The organism is Vagococcus intermedius (assembly GCF_029144185.1).
GTDB lineage: Bacteria > Bacillota > Bacilli > Lactobacillales > Vagococcaceae > Vagococcus_D > Vagococcus_D intermedius.
Genome location: NZ_CP110232.1, coordinates 1,713,055 through 1,728,412 on the forward strand (window position 1 = coordinate 1,713,055; position 15,358 = coordinate 1,728,412).

Sequence of the window (15,358 nt, forward strand, 5' to 3'; positions counted from 1 at the left end):
CCTTATTTTCATCTCTTCTATTATAGCCTTTTTTTACTAGCATGGATAGTGTTCTGATAAATACTGCCCTAGGACTTCTCTTAAAAATTCTGGAAATAAAAATTCAACCTGTCCTTTTTTACTCATTATAGGAAACTGAGGGATAAATAATAAATGGTCTACAGTAGCAAAAGAATATATTTTAGAGGGAAGAATAGGGTTTCCTTGCCAATAGATAGATTTTTCTTGTCTATCAAATGTGATCCCTGTTAATACCAACTGACCAAAAATCTTCCCACGAAATCCCATCCCTTCAATTGGATGATTTAATAGTCCTTCCTGTTTTGAGTCCATATCTACTAACAACTCAAATAAATCACTACCTGTTAGCGTCACTTTTATAATTCTCATAGGGTGCGGTAAACACTCATGTAAGTCTTTTTTAGTCACAAATCCGGCTTCTAAACTTTTCAAAAATAAGCCACTATTAATAATTGCAGCATCAACGCCTGCATAGTTTTTCAGTGCTTCAAGAGTCTCTTTAACTAAATCATTATAAAAATCAGCAGCGTCACCTAAGCCTTTTTGTAAAAAAGCGATTGGCTGTGACGCTAATAATTCGTCACCTTTTTCCCAATAACCTGCAACCTCACTGTTATCTGAAGCTTTTTCCTTTAGTTCACTAACATTTATTATTTTTGTTTCTTTTGCTACAATCTGATGTTTTTCAAGGTCTAAGTGAGTTAGTCCCACATATTGCCCGAATTTACCTGCACCTGTCAACAAAACATTATTAACTAACACACCCGCTGATAATAAATGGTGAGTGTGGGAGCCTAAAATAAGATCAATTTCTGGAAACATCTCCGCTAACAGTTGATCTTCTTTTAATCCTAGATGAGACATTAAAATAATAACATCAGTATTTGAACTAAGCTCAACCAGTAAAGTGGGCAAGATACTCTTAGCCAAATGAATTGTCCAACCGTTTGGTTCATAGGTTAAAGGATACGCTGCTGTCAAACCTATTAAACCTATTTTTGTTCCCTTAGATGTTATGATGATCTTATATGGTTTGGCCCAACTCGGCCTTTTATTGGTCTTTTTTTCAAAGAGATTTGCTACTATCACATCAAAATTAGCCTCACTATATAACTGATTCAATTGTGAGAAACTATTGCCAATTCCCTCATTATTTCCAATAGTTACCCCATCAAATCCTATCTCATTCATCAACTCTGTATTGAATAGACCATTGCTTGCTTCTGTATAAGGATGAACCCGATCAGAAAAATCCCCTAAATCCAAGGTTAAACAAGTCTTCCCTTTCTTTTCTACAGCTCTTTTTTCTGAAACTAAATAACGCCTTATCTTAGGCCAATTTTCAAAATGTGAATGTATGTCGTTAGTATTTAATATAACTATTTTTTCCATATATTTCTGTCGCTTCCTTCATTTAAACCGTATCTATTATCCAAAAAAACCACTCCTGATTTCAAGAGTAGTTTTCTTGTTAAACTAAATATAAGGCTCTAATTTTTTCGATTGTTTCTAAGCTAATGCCTAGCCCATTTTGAATATAGTTTATAACGTTCCCATAACGTTCAGTAATTAGTTGAAATGATTCATCTAAATAATCTTTTTTGACATACATCATAACTGAGATACTCGCTAATTGCGACTCACTTAGTCCTTTTACTCTTAATTCCTCTAAAATTTGATCGTTTGCTGTTTTTCTGGCCCGATTAGTCTCTAGATAATCTTCATAAATTAATTCTTCTGAAACTCCTAATAAACTCAACAGTAAGGCTGCACCAAATCCTGTTCTATCTTTTCCTGCAAAACAGTGAAAAATAAAAGGGCAGTTATCTTTGGCTATTTCTTCTAAAAATAACTGATAGCCTTCTTGACTAGAGCTCGTTAGGACTAAATCACGATAAATTTGCAACATGTGCTGATCAGCTGCTTCTGCTTCTGACATCATACTATCAAATCCCGCTGTTTTCCCCAAAGAATCACGCATAATATCAATCTGGTAATAGACAACATCTGAGAAGCTATCATCTGGCTTAAGAACAACTTCACTGTCACCACGAAAATCAAAAATCTTTTTAATACCGTATTTACCGGTAAATAGTGACTGGTCTTTCTCTGTTAGCCCACAAATTTCGCCACTTCTAAATAATTTTCCCTCTACAACCTTTTTCCCATCTAACGTTGGGATATTTCCCATATCTCTAAAATTAATCAATGATTCCATACTTTTCCCCTTTTCTTTAAATGATTAAACATCTATTAAACGAATCTGCATCACATTTTTATTCAATGATAGATCTTCGATTAAATCTGCATAGTTTTTTCCTCGTGGTAACTCAATCGTATAAATATTTGTATAGATACGTCCTTCCTCTGTTAGAGTGACATCAAAGTTAACATCTTTTACTAATACATGGTTGTCTACAAAATAATCAAGAATAAATTCTTTTGTGGCAACTCGATGTATGTATTTTACTTCTAATTTTTTTATAGTTGATACCACTAAGATTTTGTTAAGGAGTGATAAAACAACTTGAATTGTTATAAAACCTAAAATTGCAATGCGATACATTCCCAATCCAATAGCGACTCCTAAGCAGGCAGATGCCCATAACGATGCCGCTGTGGTGAGGCCTAATACTGAACGTTTAGTAACAATAATTGTGCCAGCACCTAAAAAACCAATGCCACTTATCACCTGAGCAACTAACCTTGTAGGGTCTGATTTAACAACACTTGCTAATTCCGGGGTTGCAAGAGCTGTTTCTAAAGCCTCTGTTGAAATTTGATACTGAATTAATGCGACAATAGTCGCACCAACACACACTAAAATATGAGTTCTAATACCAGCAGGACGATTCTTAAACTCACGGTCAAAGCCTATGGCACCAGAAATAAAACTAGCTAAAAGTAAACGTTGTATTATTTCCAACCACTCCATTTTTATCGCTCCTTTATCAAACAACTATGTCTCTATTTAATTTTATCACTCTTACTTTTTTTTTTCTAGCAATCCACTTAACTGTCGCGATAAATAAATTTTCAAAAAACATATACTTAATAAGTAAATTTCCATTATTTAGCTAAATTAAGCAAATATCAGACTTTAGTCGGTAGTTATAACTGTAAGAAACCGCTATACTGTTTTTATTATAGGTTGATTATGGAGGGAATTTAATGAAAAAGAAAACAAAAATTATTTTAACAGTCGCCGTTGTCGGTATTATTGGTACTTCAGCTGCCTTGGCGCTAGGAAGCAAGTCAAAACAAAATAGTGACAAGGATACTGAACCTAAAATCGAATATTTCACCCTAAAAGGGAGTAAACAAGTTTTTATTAATGGCACTGTCACACCTACTCGATCTGAAGAATTTGTCAAAGATCCTTCACTTGGAAAACTAGGTGATTTAGAAGTGAAAAATGGCGATACAGTTGAAGAAGGTACACTCTTATATCAATATATCGACCCTAATAGTGAAAAACAAATTGCTGAAATTAAAGCTTCTATTCAAAGCACACAAGCAGATAGAAATAAAGCTGCTCGTCAAATGCAATTAGATCTAGATAAATTAGCTGCTGCTGATACTAAACCTCAGCAAAACGACAAAGAACAAGATGACAAAGAGTCGCCGACCTCAATGCCAGATGCTCCTCTTGAAAATACTGCTACTAACCGTGAAAGCATTATCTTACAATATGACTTAGAAGGGTTTGATGTCCGTTTAACCCAATTAGAACAACAGCTTAATGATGTGCTAAACGATCAAGTTAATTTGGTCAAAGCTCCTTTTAAAGGCAAAGTATCGATTCCTCAGGAAAAAACTCGTGATAGCGCAATTTTAAACTTAACTTCTGAAGACTTTTATGTAATTGGAGAAGTCAATGAAAAAGACGTCTCAAAATTAAAAGTTGATCAAATTGCTAATATCCAAACCATTGCTGATAAACAATCTCTAAAAGGGAAGATTAGTTATATTTCAGAAATACCTGCTACAGCTAGTACTGAGCCTGGTGCTGGTGGGGGAAGTAGCTTGTCTAGCTATACAGTCAAACTTGCTCTTGATGATGCCAAGAAGTTGAAAAATGGCTTTCATGTTCAAGCCTCTATTGATTTAGATAAACAAAAAACGATGGTGCCTAAAAATGCGATTCATTACGATAACAAACAAGCTTATGTTTTAGTAGATGACTTTGGGACTGTCTTGAAAAAAGACATATCATTAAATAAAGACAATGATATTACCGATAAAGAAGTCGAAGTTACTGATGGGTTAGAATCCATGGATAAAATTATTGTGAAATCAGACAAAAAACTAAAAGATGGTGATATGTTAACAATCCAAGAAGACGATCCTATGGATGAGGAGGCTAACTAATGACGCAACAATCAGACCCTTTAATTGTGATGAAAAATATCAATAAATATTACCCTGTCGGAAAAGAGCAATTACATGTCTTAAAAAACTTGAATCTAACTATCGAACGCGGCGAGTTTTTAATGATTATGGGGAAATCAGGCAGTGGTAAAACTACCCTAATGAATATTATTGGTTTTCTCGATCAGGTGTCAGATGGTCACTATTACTTTGATGGTAAAGATGCCTCAAAGTTAAATGAGAATCAAAAATCTGATTTACGTAACACCTACCTTGGTTTTATCTTCCAACAATTCTTCTTAATCCAGTCATTGAATGTTCGACAAAACGTTGAATTGCCAATGGTTTACGGTGGTAAAATCAAAGAAAATGAGAGACAAAAAAAAGCGCAAACCTACCTTGACTTAGTCGGTTTAAAAGAAAAAGCAACTGTTAAAACAACCGAACTATCAGGTGGTCAACAACAGCGTGTCGCTATTGCTAGAGCTTTAGTCAATGATCCTCTACTAATTATGGCAGATGAACCTACTGGAGCTCTTGATAGTGAGACCAGTTCAGATATTATGGAAATTTTAACCAAATTAAATCAAGAAGGTAAAACAATCGTTATGGTTACACATGATACAGATATTACTAAATATGCTACGCGCGTTATTTATATGAAAGACGGTTTATTCCTAGATGAGGAGGCCTATCACAATGCTTAAAAATTTACTACTAAGTACCCTACTTAGTCTAAAAGCGCATAAACTACGTGTTTTTTTAACAATGGTTGGGATTATTATTGGTATTGCAGCTGTTGTAACCGTATCTGCGATAGGTGAAGGGATGAAACAAAGTAGTTTGAAAATGTTAGACACTACTAACTCAAATGTGGCTCGGTTAACTTATCAACCAAATATAGAAGACGACGAATCTGAAACAATGAATACTTATGAAGATTTTGCTTTTGAACGGTCAGATTTAAAAGTCTTGCAAGAAATTGAACAAATTACAACCTTGTCTGCAGACTATGGTTACGGTTTTGATTCAACCGAAACAATTTCTACTGACTTAACTTATTTTGACAATCAACAAGGTGGCCAACTTATGGCAAGTCCAGGTAAAAATAAAGTGGCTTATGGTCATGATTTTACAGAAGATGATCAAGAACGTAATGTTATTATTTTAACTTATGAAACCATGGAGTCCCTATTACATAAGAAAAAACCTGAAGACCTATTAGGGCATGCAATCGATGTCGATGGTGACAAATTTCAAGTAATTGGAATAAAAGCTGAATTATCTGAAATGGCGATGGATGTGCAAATGACAGATTTTAATAACTCTGTTCCTAAAAAAGCTTATAATAGTTTAGCCAAAAATAAGCCTATTAATGCTATTAAATTAAAACTTGCTCCTGAGGCAGACAGAGAGGCTGTTGTTGATGAAGCAAATACACTACTTAAAGAATATCATCCTGAATTAGATGGTAATTTTGAAGAAGATCGCTCAAGTGAGTCTATGAGAAAACAAATTGAGGATATGATTCAACAAGTTATCATTGGGTTAGTCTTCATTACAGCAATTTCTCTACTAGTTGGCGGCATTGGGGTAATGAATATCATGTATGTTTCCGTTTCTGAGCGAAAAAGAGAAATCGGTATTAGACGTGCTATCGGAGCGAAACCTAAAAATATTATGATGCAATTTTTACTAGAAGCTGCGTTTATCACCTTACTAGGTGGCATTATTGGTATTTTACTTGGCTGGGGAATTGCGCAAATTGTATCTAGTGTCGCTGGCATTGAAGCAATCTTAAGTCTGAAGATGACACTCATCTCTGCTGGTGTTTCTGTGGCAATCGGCCTTATTTTTGGTGTTATTCCAGCAATTAATGCTGCTCGAATGGACCCTATTAAAGCTATTTATCAATAATTAATCCTCTTTAATCACAAAAAGCACTGACAACTAAATTGTCAGTGCTTTTTCTTGCCAATAAAATTGACGAAAGCCACATCCGCTTCTGCGTTGTGGCTTTCTAACTAAAAATAAATATTTGTAAGGTTTTTGTTCCGGTAAAACTATTTGAATTAAACTGCTTTATTGTTTCTCATTTAAACGATACAATCCCTACCTGCTATTGTATCCTTGCAATCCTTTAATTGCGCCAGTGTGATTAAATTTCTTAAAAATCAATCGCGTTAATACTTCATACTTATTTTTAATACTTGTTTATTATAACACGTCTTCTAAAAAAATGCGACTTGCTTAAAAAAATCTTAATTTATAACACTTAAACCATGATTTAAAGCTAATAAGCTATTGAAAAAAGGAATTAAAAAATTTAAGTCATCCCTTATATTTATCATACCTTATTTCAAAAAAACATTTCAATCTTCTTGAAAACACGAACGTTATTCGATAAAAAAGGAAAAAAAATCGATTTTCGTTTGAATACACCAAACATTTTTGATAAAATAGCAAAGGTTCTTTGAAAAAAGGACAACTTCAACTTAAAAGGAGCAAAACTAAATATGAATCGCTTTTTTAAATTAAAAGAACATGGGACAACTGTCAAAACAGAAGTAGCCGCCGGTATTACTACTTTCTTAACAATGTCTTATATTATCGTTGTCAATCCAGCTATTTTGACTGCAGCCGGCATTCCTGCTGAACAAATTTTTATGGCAACTATTATTTCAGCTGTTATCGCCTCTACCTGGATGGCGCTAGTTGCTAACTACCCTATAGCAATTGCACCAGGACTAGGTTTAAATGCTTACTTTGTTTCTGTTGTAGCAAGTGGTGTTGATTACAAAACAGCTTTTTCATCCGTTTTTGTAGCTGGTGTGATTTTTCTACTATTGTCATTTACTACCTTTAGAGAAAAATTAATCGGCTCAATACCTGAATCTTTAAAATCAGCTATCTCAGCAGGAATCGGGTTATTTATTGCCTTTGTTGGTTTAAAATTATCCCATGTCATTGTTGGAGACCCAGTCAATTTAGTAAAATTAGGTGATTTACATAGTCCTGGTGTCCTCTTGACGCTATTCGGCCTATTATTAACTGTTTCACTCATTCTATTAAATATTCCTGGTGCTATTTTTGTCAGTATGGTTGTCATCGCCTTAGTGGGTGTGATAACTGGTCAACTCCATTTTGATGGTGTCATGAGTATGCCAAAATTAGGACATGAGTTGATGATTACTAATCCTATTACACCTTTTAAAAATATTGTGGATCACAATTTGTATGGCGCTGTTCTATCATTCTTATTAATTACTATTTTTGATACAACTGGAACCATCATTGGTGTTTCAAAGCGAGCTGGGCTAATGAAAGATGGTAATTTGCCACGCGCTAAACAAGCACTCTTTTCTGATGCCTTAGGGACTGTTGTCGGGTCTATTTTAGGTACTAGTCCTACAACTGCCTATATCGAATCAGGAACAGGGGTTGCCTTAGGAGGACGGACAGGACTACAAACATTAACGGTAGCCTTTATGTTCTTCCTCTCCAGTTTCTTTTACCCAATCGTCAGCGTTTTAGCTACTGCACCAGCAGTAACGTCACCTGCATTGGTTATAGTTGGAAGTATGATGATTGGTGAAGCAGCTAATATTGACTGGGATGATTTTTCAGAAGCCTTCCCTGCCTTTTTAGTTATTATAACAATGCCTTTAACCGGTAGTATTGCTACAGGCTTAGCACTAGGATTTATGACTTATCCATTAACGAAATTTATCAAGGGACAATCAAAAACAGTCCACCCGTTTATTTATATTTTTGCTATTTTATTCTTTATTCAGTTATTTATCTTAGGCGGACATTAGCACATTTAGCAAATATTTGGTAAAATAACTCTTATACAATACATTAGCCAGTCCATAAAAGGACTGGCTAAAATTTTGGAGGTAATTTAATTGCTTCAAGATCTTAAGCATAACGTAATCACATTAAGTAAAGAAATTGGCATTGATAAAATTGGCTTCACAACAGCTGAGCCTTTTTCACATTTAAAAGAAAGTTTACAAGAACAAAAAGCAGCTGGACACACAACAGGTTTTGAACACCCCATTATCGAAGAGCGTTTAGAACCAGCCCTACTTTTCCAGCAGCCACGTTCTATTATTTCTATTGCTCTAGCTTACCCAACCCGTCTTTCTGCCAAAGCAGAATCCATTAAAGGCGAACGTCGCGGTAGTTTTGCTCGTGCTTCTTGGGGAACCGATTATCACGATATCCTGCAAGATCGCATGACCAAATTAATGACAGGTATTAAAGAATTAGCTAATGAAGAGACGAACTTAGAATTTAAACCCATGGTTGATACTGGAGAATTAATTGATGTTGCTGTAGCCCAGCGAGCGGGTCTCGGTTTTATCGGTAAAAATGGGTTATTAATAACTGAAGAATTTGGTTCTTATGTTTACCTAGGTGAAATTATTACTAATATCCCCTTTGAGCCAGATACTCCTAAACAACCTCAATGCGGGGATTGTCGAAAATGCATCGACTTGTGCCCAACTAGTGCTTTACTAGGAGATGGTCGTATGAACGGTCAAATTTGTTTATCTTACCAGACCCAAACTAAAGGTATGATGCCCCTTGAGTACCGTAAAAAAATACGCAATGTTATTTATGGTTGCGATATTTGTCAGCAAGTCTGCCCCTTCAACAAAGGAGTTGACACCCATCATCATCAAGAAATGGAAGCTGATCCAGAAAGTGTCACTCCTTTATTAACACCGTTACTGACTATTTCAAATAAAGAATTCAAAACAAAATTTGGAAGTCTAGCTGGCTCATGGCGTGGCAAAAAACCACTGCAACGTAATGCCATTATTGCTTTAGCAAATGCTAAACAAAAATCAGCCGTCCCAAAACTTCTCGCACTTGTAGAAAATGACCCTCGTCCTGTTATTCGTGGTACTGCGATTTGGGCTATCTCTGAACTGAGCGAATTTGGGAATTTAGAAATAGTAAACTTTTTAGAAAAACAAAAAACAGTTGAAATCGATTCTGAGGTATTAGTAGAAATCGATTACGCTCTAACTCACCTTACAGAACCATTTTAATTAGTTAACCGACCAAAGTTAAAAGAAGTTAGCCCTCAACTCTTTTAACTCTGGTTATTTTTTATTCAAGAGTTATTAATTGCTGTTTTTCACTTAACGTACTATAATAAAGTTACAAACTTATTTAAAGTTAGTAATAAAAGAAATGAGGTTTTCATATGTCAACTAAAAAAATTGGAATCATTATCGGAAGTTTAAGAAAAGAATCTTATAGTAAAAAAATCGCCTTAGCTATGGCCAATTTATTTCCAGAGGGATTTGACTTAAAGGTAATCGATTTGAGTGATTTGCCAATGTATAACGAAGATTTAGACGGTGAAACTCCTCCGAACGCTTGGACAACTTTCCGTGAAGAAGCTAAAAAAATGGATGCATTCCTTTTTGTCACACCAGAATATAATCGCTCCGTTCCTGCTGTTATCAAAAATGCTTTAGATGTAGGCTCACGACCTTATGGTCAAAGTATTTGGGATAATAAAATTGGAGCTGTTATAAGTGTCTCACCTGGTGCCTTAAGTGGCTTCGGTGCTAATCATCACTTACGTCAATCACTTGTCTTTCTAAATGTTTTAACTTTACAACAGCCTGAGGCTTACTTAGGAAATGTTACCAACTTTTTAGCAGAAGATGGCACGATTACAAATGAAGGAACACTTGGATTTATTCAAACTATCGTTGATAGTTTTGTCACTTTAATAGAAAAAAATAGTTAAATTAAAAGCTTGAGCCTAATGGCCCAAGCTTTTAATTTTTTAATGATATAATTGCCAACCATTATAAAGATTCATTAGAATAACTAAACAGACAACACTAACAAACAATTTTGTTACCCACTTATCTGAAAGTTTGCCACTAATGATTCCGCCTATATAACCACCAATAATAGCAGCAGGAATAATAGCAATTAGAAGTGATAAATCAAAATTCTCATATGAACCTGAAAAAGCTATCTCAAATAATTTCGCAAGTTGAGAAAAGAAAATCGTAATTATCGAATAAACAGTAGCTTCTTTCATCGTTAAGCTAAAACAAACAATTAAGAAGCTCACATTGATAGGTCCGCCTCCTATTCCTAATAAGGTTGAAAATCCTCCCAAGATTCCTCCCACTAAGAAATACATGACTAAATTTGTTAATTGAAACGTTTTGGTTCCTTTTAAAGTATAAATTAAAACAAAGACTAACGATAATACGGTCAAAATTATTTGCAAAAATTGAACTTGTTTTTGATCACCATAATAACTCAGCAAATAATTAAATAATTTATTTCCCGCTACGCCACCTATAACAGAACCTAGTGAAATAGCTGAAGCATTTGACCAATTAATTTCAAATCCATTTTTGACTTGTTTATAAGTTGAGGCTATTGACATCGTAAAAACTGCTACACAAGAATAAAACGCAATGGCTTCCAAAGAATGATAACCTAAGGCATCAAACATCGGTTTTATAATAACCCCCCCGCCCATACCTGAAATAGCACCAATCGTATTTGCAAGTACAATAATCAAAAAATAAATGAAATAGATCGACATCATTCAACCATCCCCCTTATACCAGATAAACATTGATTACTTCAATAATTCCGCATCATAAATAGTATAATCACAGCGATAAATAAATAAATAATGGTTATCTATCATAATTCCAGTACTCTTTGGCACATCAGTTTGATATAAAGACACTTTGTCACCTGCATAAGTAGCTAAGGGGTAGCCTAATTGGCTTCTAATCAGAACAACTTTCTTCTTACCAGTGAATGAATTTTTAAATTCATCAACCATACTGTTTATAATTGGAATTGAACGATTTTGATTTTTTATATCGTGTTCCTTCTTGTAATCATCAAAAATATTAGTTAAGCCTTTTTCTTCCACAATCATGGATGATCCTACATGATGTAATTCATTACGTCCAACACCTACTCTTAGTACAGGTGAATCTGCTTTGTCTTCATCGCTATCAAATTCAGTATCACGTTCTATCATCACGGATTTTCCTTTTATTTGATCAATAACTTGACTGTCATCATCATACGTTCTAACAGTCATTTCCAATCCTTTAAACGACTGTTCAAAGTCCTTGAACCACATTCTGACATTTTGACAGCCACTTAAAGCAATTGTGCTAATGACTAGTAACCCAACCATTATACTTTTTTTACCACTTAATTTTTTCATATCAACACACCCTTTCACAAATTTTCTTGTTATTTTAGTTTACCTTCTTTGCTTTATTTTTCAAAGTAATAACCTTTTGGCAACTTGTCAACCAAGTACTCTCAAACATAGCCGTCGATGATTATAAATTATAACAAGCAACAGAACAATTAATATTCACTAGATTGCATCATCACGCTGATTTTAATATTCTCTCTAAAGAAACAGTACAACTCTTTTAAAAATACCAAGAGTGGCTTAGTTTACGGTGGCGCTACTACGATCAAAAATCTTATGCTAAAGGCATTTAGTATCATCTGATTTTAGCAACCACTATGACAAACGCTGTGGCAATGGGGCAACTAAATTTTTAGTCCCAACTATTTGATATTATCTAGCCAAATATGAGAGTAACTATTCTTTGTCAATCATAGACCAATTAGTTATAATTGATTAGAGAGTCATATTTAGAAAGGAGTGAGTGACATGATTCATGTTACATCATTTGTTACAACCGGTTCCGCTGAGGAAAATTGTTATTTAATTTACAACGAAGAAAATTTATTAGTGGTCGATCCCGGAAACGATAGTGCTAAAATTCAGGCTTATATTACCAAGCTAAAACGGAATCCTGTTGCTATTTTATTAACACACACACATTACGATCATATTGGTGCAGTTGAGGCAATCCGCCAAGCCTACGATATTCCTGTCTATGTTAGCCCCTTAGAGCAAGCTTGGCTCGGCGATCCAATGCTTAATTTATCTGGTATGTTACGTCACGCGGATATGGATGATATTATTGTCGCACCGGCTGAGTACGAATTTGAAATGCGTGAGTATACCTTAGGTGGTATGACCTTTACTGTTGTTCCCACGCCAGGACACTCTATCGGTAGTGTGAGCTTGATTTTCCATAGTGATAACTTTGTCATAACTGGTGATGCCTTGTTTGCTGGCAATATTGGTCGAACAGATCTTCATACTGGAAATATGACACAACTACTTAATAGTGTCCAAACTAACTTGTTCACTTTACCAGATGACTATACCATCTATCCTGGTCATCGTGGGTCCTCTACAATTGGACATGAAAAAGCGACTAACCCTTTTTTTAATTAAAATAAACCACCAAAACTTCTGTCGTTTTGGTGGTTTATTTTATATTAGCTGCTGACGTTTAAAACTATTGGCCAACCCATCCTGTTCTGCTAATTCTGTTATCTCTTTTGCAATTTTTTTTAACTCCGGTGTTGCATTTGACATCGCGACACCATACTCAACACCTGCAAACATTGCCAAATCATTATTTCCATCTCCATAAGCCAAGGTATTCTTCTTATCAACTTTGAGATGATTTAAAATCATCTCAATCGCTGTCTGTTTGTCCACACCTTTTATTGAGATTTCCCCACTTTCTGGTCCAAACTGGGGGACAGTCGTACGATGCATTTGAAATAGTTCTTCAAACTTCTTAGCAACATTTTCATACTTGTGACCGTTACTTATAAAAGAAATTTTATTAACATTACTATAATCTAACACCTTTTTATTGCTTTCTATCAAAATTTCTTCAAACCAATCAAATTCTGACTTAGCTTTATCATACTCTTCCTGATGTTCCATCCCTTTTGTTACTTGTCTGACAATCGTTTCCAGACAATTATCACTACCAAATAGGCCGTCATTCGATTCGATATAATAACCTATTTCATACTGATTAAAATAGTTTATTACCTCTTTAACAGCCGCTTCTGGCATTCTTTTATGCATAATAATGTTATTCTGTACCTCAATGTATCCACCACCCGCTCCAATAATACCGTCAAATCCAATTTGTAAGATATCTTCGGTTAATTCAGGTTTAGATCGTCCGGTACATAAAAAAACTTTATGACCACTAAGACGTGCTTTCTTAATGGCTTCACTTGCTGAATTAGGAACTTTTCCGTTAGGCATACATAATGTGCCATCAACATCAATAAAAATTATTTTTTCCATCTTACGCCACCTACTTATTTATTCTTTTGCTTTTGATAAAAAAGGCACTACCATCATAACAAACAGCGCTTCTATCTTTTTATAAAAAATAAAACGTGTCTTTATGAGGTAAGGCCTAATCGTATTAATAACACCCCTTATTTAAGCTCACTTTATCATCAAATGTTTGCTACTGTCAACTCTCACAAAAAAAGCCCTTAAAAATAAGGGCTTTTTTCTATACTCTATTTCTAGCTATCTCTTCAATGATAGCCGCTGTTTCTTCAATTGCTTTATCATCAACTTCAATCATATGAGCATTTAACTTACGAAAAACATCATTAGCATACTCAACTTCTTCGGTAATTCTTTCTAAATTGGCGTATTTTGAATCAATATTTAAACCTAACCCATTTAACCGTGATTGACGTGTTCTTAAGATACGCTCAGGACTCACTGTCAATCCTATTAATTTTTCTGAAGGGACATCTAAGATTTCATCTGGTAAAGGTACTTCTGGAATTAAAGGTAAGTTCGAAACCCGATAAGATTTGTTAGCTAGATACATACTTAACGGTGTTTTAGATGTTCTAGAAACACCTAAAATAACAAAATCTGACTGCTTAAATCCTCGCGAGTCTTTTCCATCATCATATTTAATAGCAAATTCAATCGCAGCCACACGATTAAAGTATTCTTGGTCCAATTTGTGTAAGGCGCCAGGCTCTTCTTTGGGAATCATTCCAGTTTTACCTTGAATCATTTGCGTTAGAGGCGTCATAAAATCAACATAATCCAAACCTGTTCTACCTGCAAATTCTTCTAAAACAGCTATCAATTGACGATTCACCAAGGTAGCTACTACGACGGCTTTTTCACTTAACGCATCAGATAGAATTTTCTTTAAATCGTTTTCATTATTGATAAACGGGAACCGTCTGACGTCTGTTTCCTCTACTTCTGGAAATTGTGCCATAACTGCTGAAATTACTTTTTGTGCCGTTTCTCCTACAGAATCGGATACAATAAATAAGTTTGCTTTTGTCATTATTTTTTCCTCTTTACTGTTCTTTATTTTTTTCCATATCATAGCCACTGGCTATAAAATGGTTCATTAACTTACTTTTCGAGATTTTACCAATTACTTTGCTACTATCTTGTTTTTCAACAACTGGTAAGGAGTCAACTTGATGATTCATAATAAGATAACCTGCATCAATCACGCGTTCATCAGCACTAATACTAATTATATTTGGCATACGACTCATCACCATAGCAATTGGAGTGGTTCCAATCGCAGAGTTATTGAGCGTGGCACGAAGTAAATCTTTACGTGATACTAGACCTACAAAATCAGCATCATCATCAATGACATAGAGACTTCCTGTATCATGCATAAACAAATCCGTAATGGCATCTTGAATAGAAGTTGTATGCTTAATAAAGACTGGCGGAACCATAATTTCTTTTACTTTTAAATAGAACAATTTTTCATACAACAAAGGCTCAATTGTTTGACCAGAATAAATATAGCCGACTTTTGGCCTAGCATCTAGTATTCCTGTCATCGTTAATAGCGATAAATCTTGACGCAAGGTGGGCTTAGTTAAACCTAATTGTTTGGCGATTTTATCACCACTAATCGGTTCGTTATCCTTTACAATTTCAATGATTTTTTTTTGTCTGACTGACAGTTCCATTTTAATACCTCGTCTTATTATTAATAAAACCTATTATATAAGACGTGCTATTTATTTTCAAGTG

15 protein-coding genes are annotated in these 15,358 nt (G+C 34.7%); 7 read left to right on the plus strand and 8 right to left on the minus strand.

The window, feature by feature from the left end:
* Positions 1-36: 36 nt before the first annotated feature.
* From OL234_RS08040 to OL234_RS08050, 3 genes are all read right to left on the minus strand, one after another.
* The gene (locus OL234_RS08040; protein ID WP_275468721.1) at positions 37-1,413 is read right to left on the minus strand and encodes a bifunctional metallophosphatase/5'-nucleotidase; all 1,377 of its coding nucleotides are present in this window, start codon (positions 1,411-1,413) and stop codon (positions 37-39) included.
* Positions 1,414-1,492: 79 nt separating this feature from the next.
* Entirely contained in the window at positions 1,493-2,239 is a 747-nt protein-coding gene (locus tag OL234_RS08045; protein WP_275468722.1) for a tyrosine-protein phosphatase, read from the minus strand.
* Between the two features lie 24 nt (positions 2,240-2,263).
* Entirely contained in the window at positions 2,264-2,956 is a 693-nt protein-coding gene (locus OL234_RS08050; protein ID WP_275468723.1) for an MgtC/SapB family protein, read from the minus strand.
* Positions 2,957-3,192: 236 nt separating this feature from the next.
* Here OL234_RS08050 and OL234_RS08055 point away from each other — a divergent pair, with 236 nt between their 5' ends.
* From OL234_RS08055 to OL234_RS08080, 6 genes are all read left to right on the plus strand, one after another.
* Positions 3,193-4,392, plus strand: a complete 1,200-nt coding sequence (locus OL234_RS08055; protein ID WP_275468724.1) for an efflux RND transporter periplasmic adaptor subunit — start codon at positions 3,193-3,195, stop codon at positions 4,390-4,392.
* The gene (locus OL234_RS08060; protein WP_275468725.1) at positions 4,392-5,099 is read left to right on the plus strand and encodes an ABC transporter ATP-binding protein; all 708 of its coding nucleotides are present in this window, start codon (positions 4,392-4,394) and stop codon (positions 5,097-5,099) included. The genes OL234_RS08055 and OL234_RS08060 overlap by 1 nt, the downstream gene beginning before the upstream one ends.
* Entirely contained in the window at positions 5,092-6,309 is a 1,218-nt protein-coding gene (locus OL234_RS08065; RefSeq protein ID WP_275468726.1) for an ABC transporter permease, read from the plus strand. The genes OL234_RS08060 and OL234_RS08065 overlap by 8 nt, the downstream gene beginning before the upstream one ends.
* 599 nt (positions 6,310-6,908) lie before the next feature.
* The gene (locus tag OL234_RS08070) at positions 6,909-8,210 is read left to right on the plus strand and encodes an NCS2 family permease (RefSeq protein WP_275468727.1); all 1,302 of its coding nucleotides are present in this window, start codon (positions 6,909-6,911) and stop codon (positions 8,208-8,210) included.
* A gap of 90 nt (positions 8,211-8,300) precedes the next feature.
* Complete coding sequence (gene queG / locus OL234_RS08075; RefSeq protein WP_275468728.1) at positions 8,301-9,455, plus strand: tRNA epoxyqueuosine(34) reductase QueG; 1,155 nt, start codon at positions 8,301-8,303, stop codon at positions 9,453-9,455.
* Positions 9,456-9,613: 158 nt separating this feature from the next.
* The gene (locus OL234_RS08080) at positions 9,614-10,168 is read left to right on the plus strand and encodes an NADPH-dependent FMN reductase (RefSeq protein ID WP_275468729.1); all 555 of its coding nucleotides are present in this window, start codon (positions 9,614-9,616) and stop codon (positions 10,166-10,168) included.
* Positions 10,169-10,207: 39 nt separating this feature from the next.
* Here the strand turns inward: OL234_RS08080 and OL234_RS08085 are convergent, their stop codons facing one another.
* On the minus strand, positions 10,208-10,990 hold the full coding sequence (locus OL234_RS08085) for a sulfite exporter TauE/SafE family protein (protein ID WP_275470137.1): 783 nt from the start codon (positions 10,988-10,990) through the stop codon (positions 10,208-10,210).
* A gap of 36 nt (positions 10,991-11,026) precedes the next feature.
* Positions 11,027-11,635 (minus strand): DUF5052 family protein, encoded by a 609-nt coding sequence (locus OL234_RS08090; RefSeq protein WP_275468730.1) that lies wholly within the window; start codon positions 11,633-11,635, stop codon positions 11,027-11,029.
* 465 nt (positions 11,636-12,100) lie between these two features.
* On the opposite strand from OL234_RS08090, the gene OL234_RS08095 reads away from it, so the two are divergent.
* Positions 12,101-12,736, plus strand: a complete 636-nt coding sequence (locus tag OL234_RS08095) for an MBL fold metallo-hydrolase (RefSeq protein ID WP_275468731.1) — start codon at positions 12,101-12,103, stop codon at positions 12,734-12,736.
* Between the two features lie 39 nt (positions 12,737-12,775).
* Here OL234_RS08095 and OL234_RS08100 read toward each other — a convergent pair whose 3' ends face one another.
* The 3 genes from OL234_RS08100 to OL234_RS08110 form a co-directional block, all read right to left on the minus strand.
* Positions 12,776-13,615 carry an HAD family hydrolase gene (locus OL234_RS08100; protein WP_275468732.1) on the minus strand — a complete coding sequence of 280 codons (840 nt, stop codon included), beginning with the start codon at positions 13,613-13,615 and terminating at the stop codon, positions 12,776-12,778.
* Between the two features lie 217 nt (positions 13,616-13,832).
* Positions 13,833-14,642 carry a pyruvate, water dikinase regulatory protein gene (locus OL234_RS08105; RefSeq protein ID WP_275468733.1) on the minus strand — a complete coding sequence of 270 codons (810 nt, stop codon included), beginning with the start codon at positions 14,640-14,642 and terminating at the stop codon, positions 13,833-13,835.
* 13 nt (positions 14,643-14,655) lie between these two features.
* Positions 14,656-15,294, minus strand: a complete 639-nt coding sequence (locus OL234_RS08110) for a helix-turn-helix transcriptional regulator (RefSeq protein WP_275468734.1) — start codon at positions 15,292-15,294, stop codon at positions 14,656-14,658.
* Between the last annotated feature and the right edge of the window lie 64 nt (positions 15,295-15,358).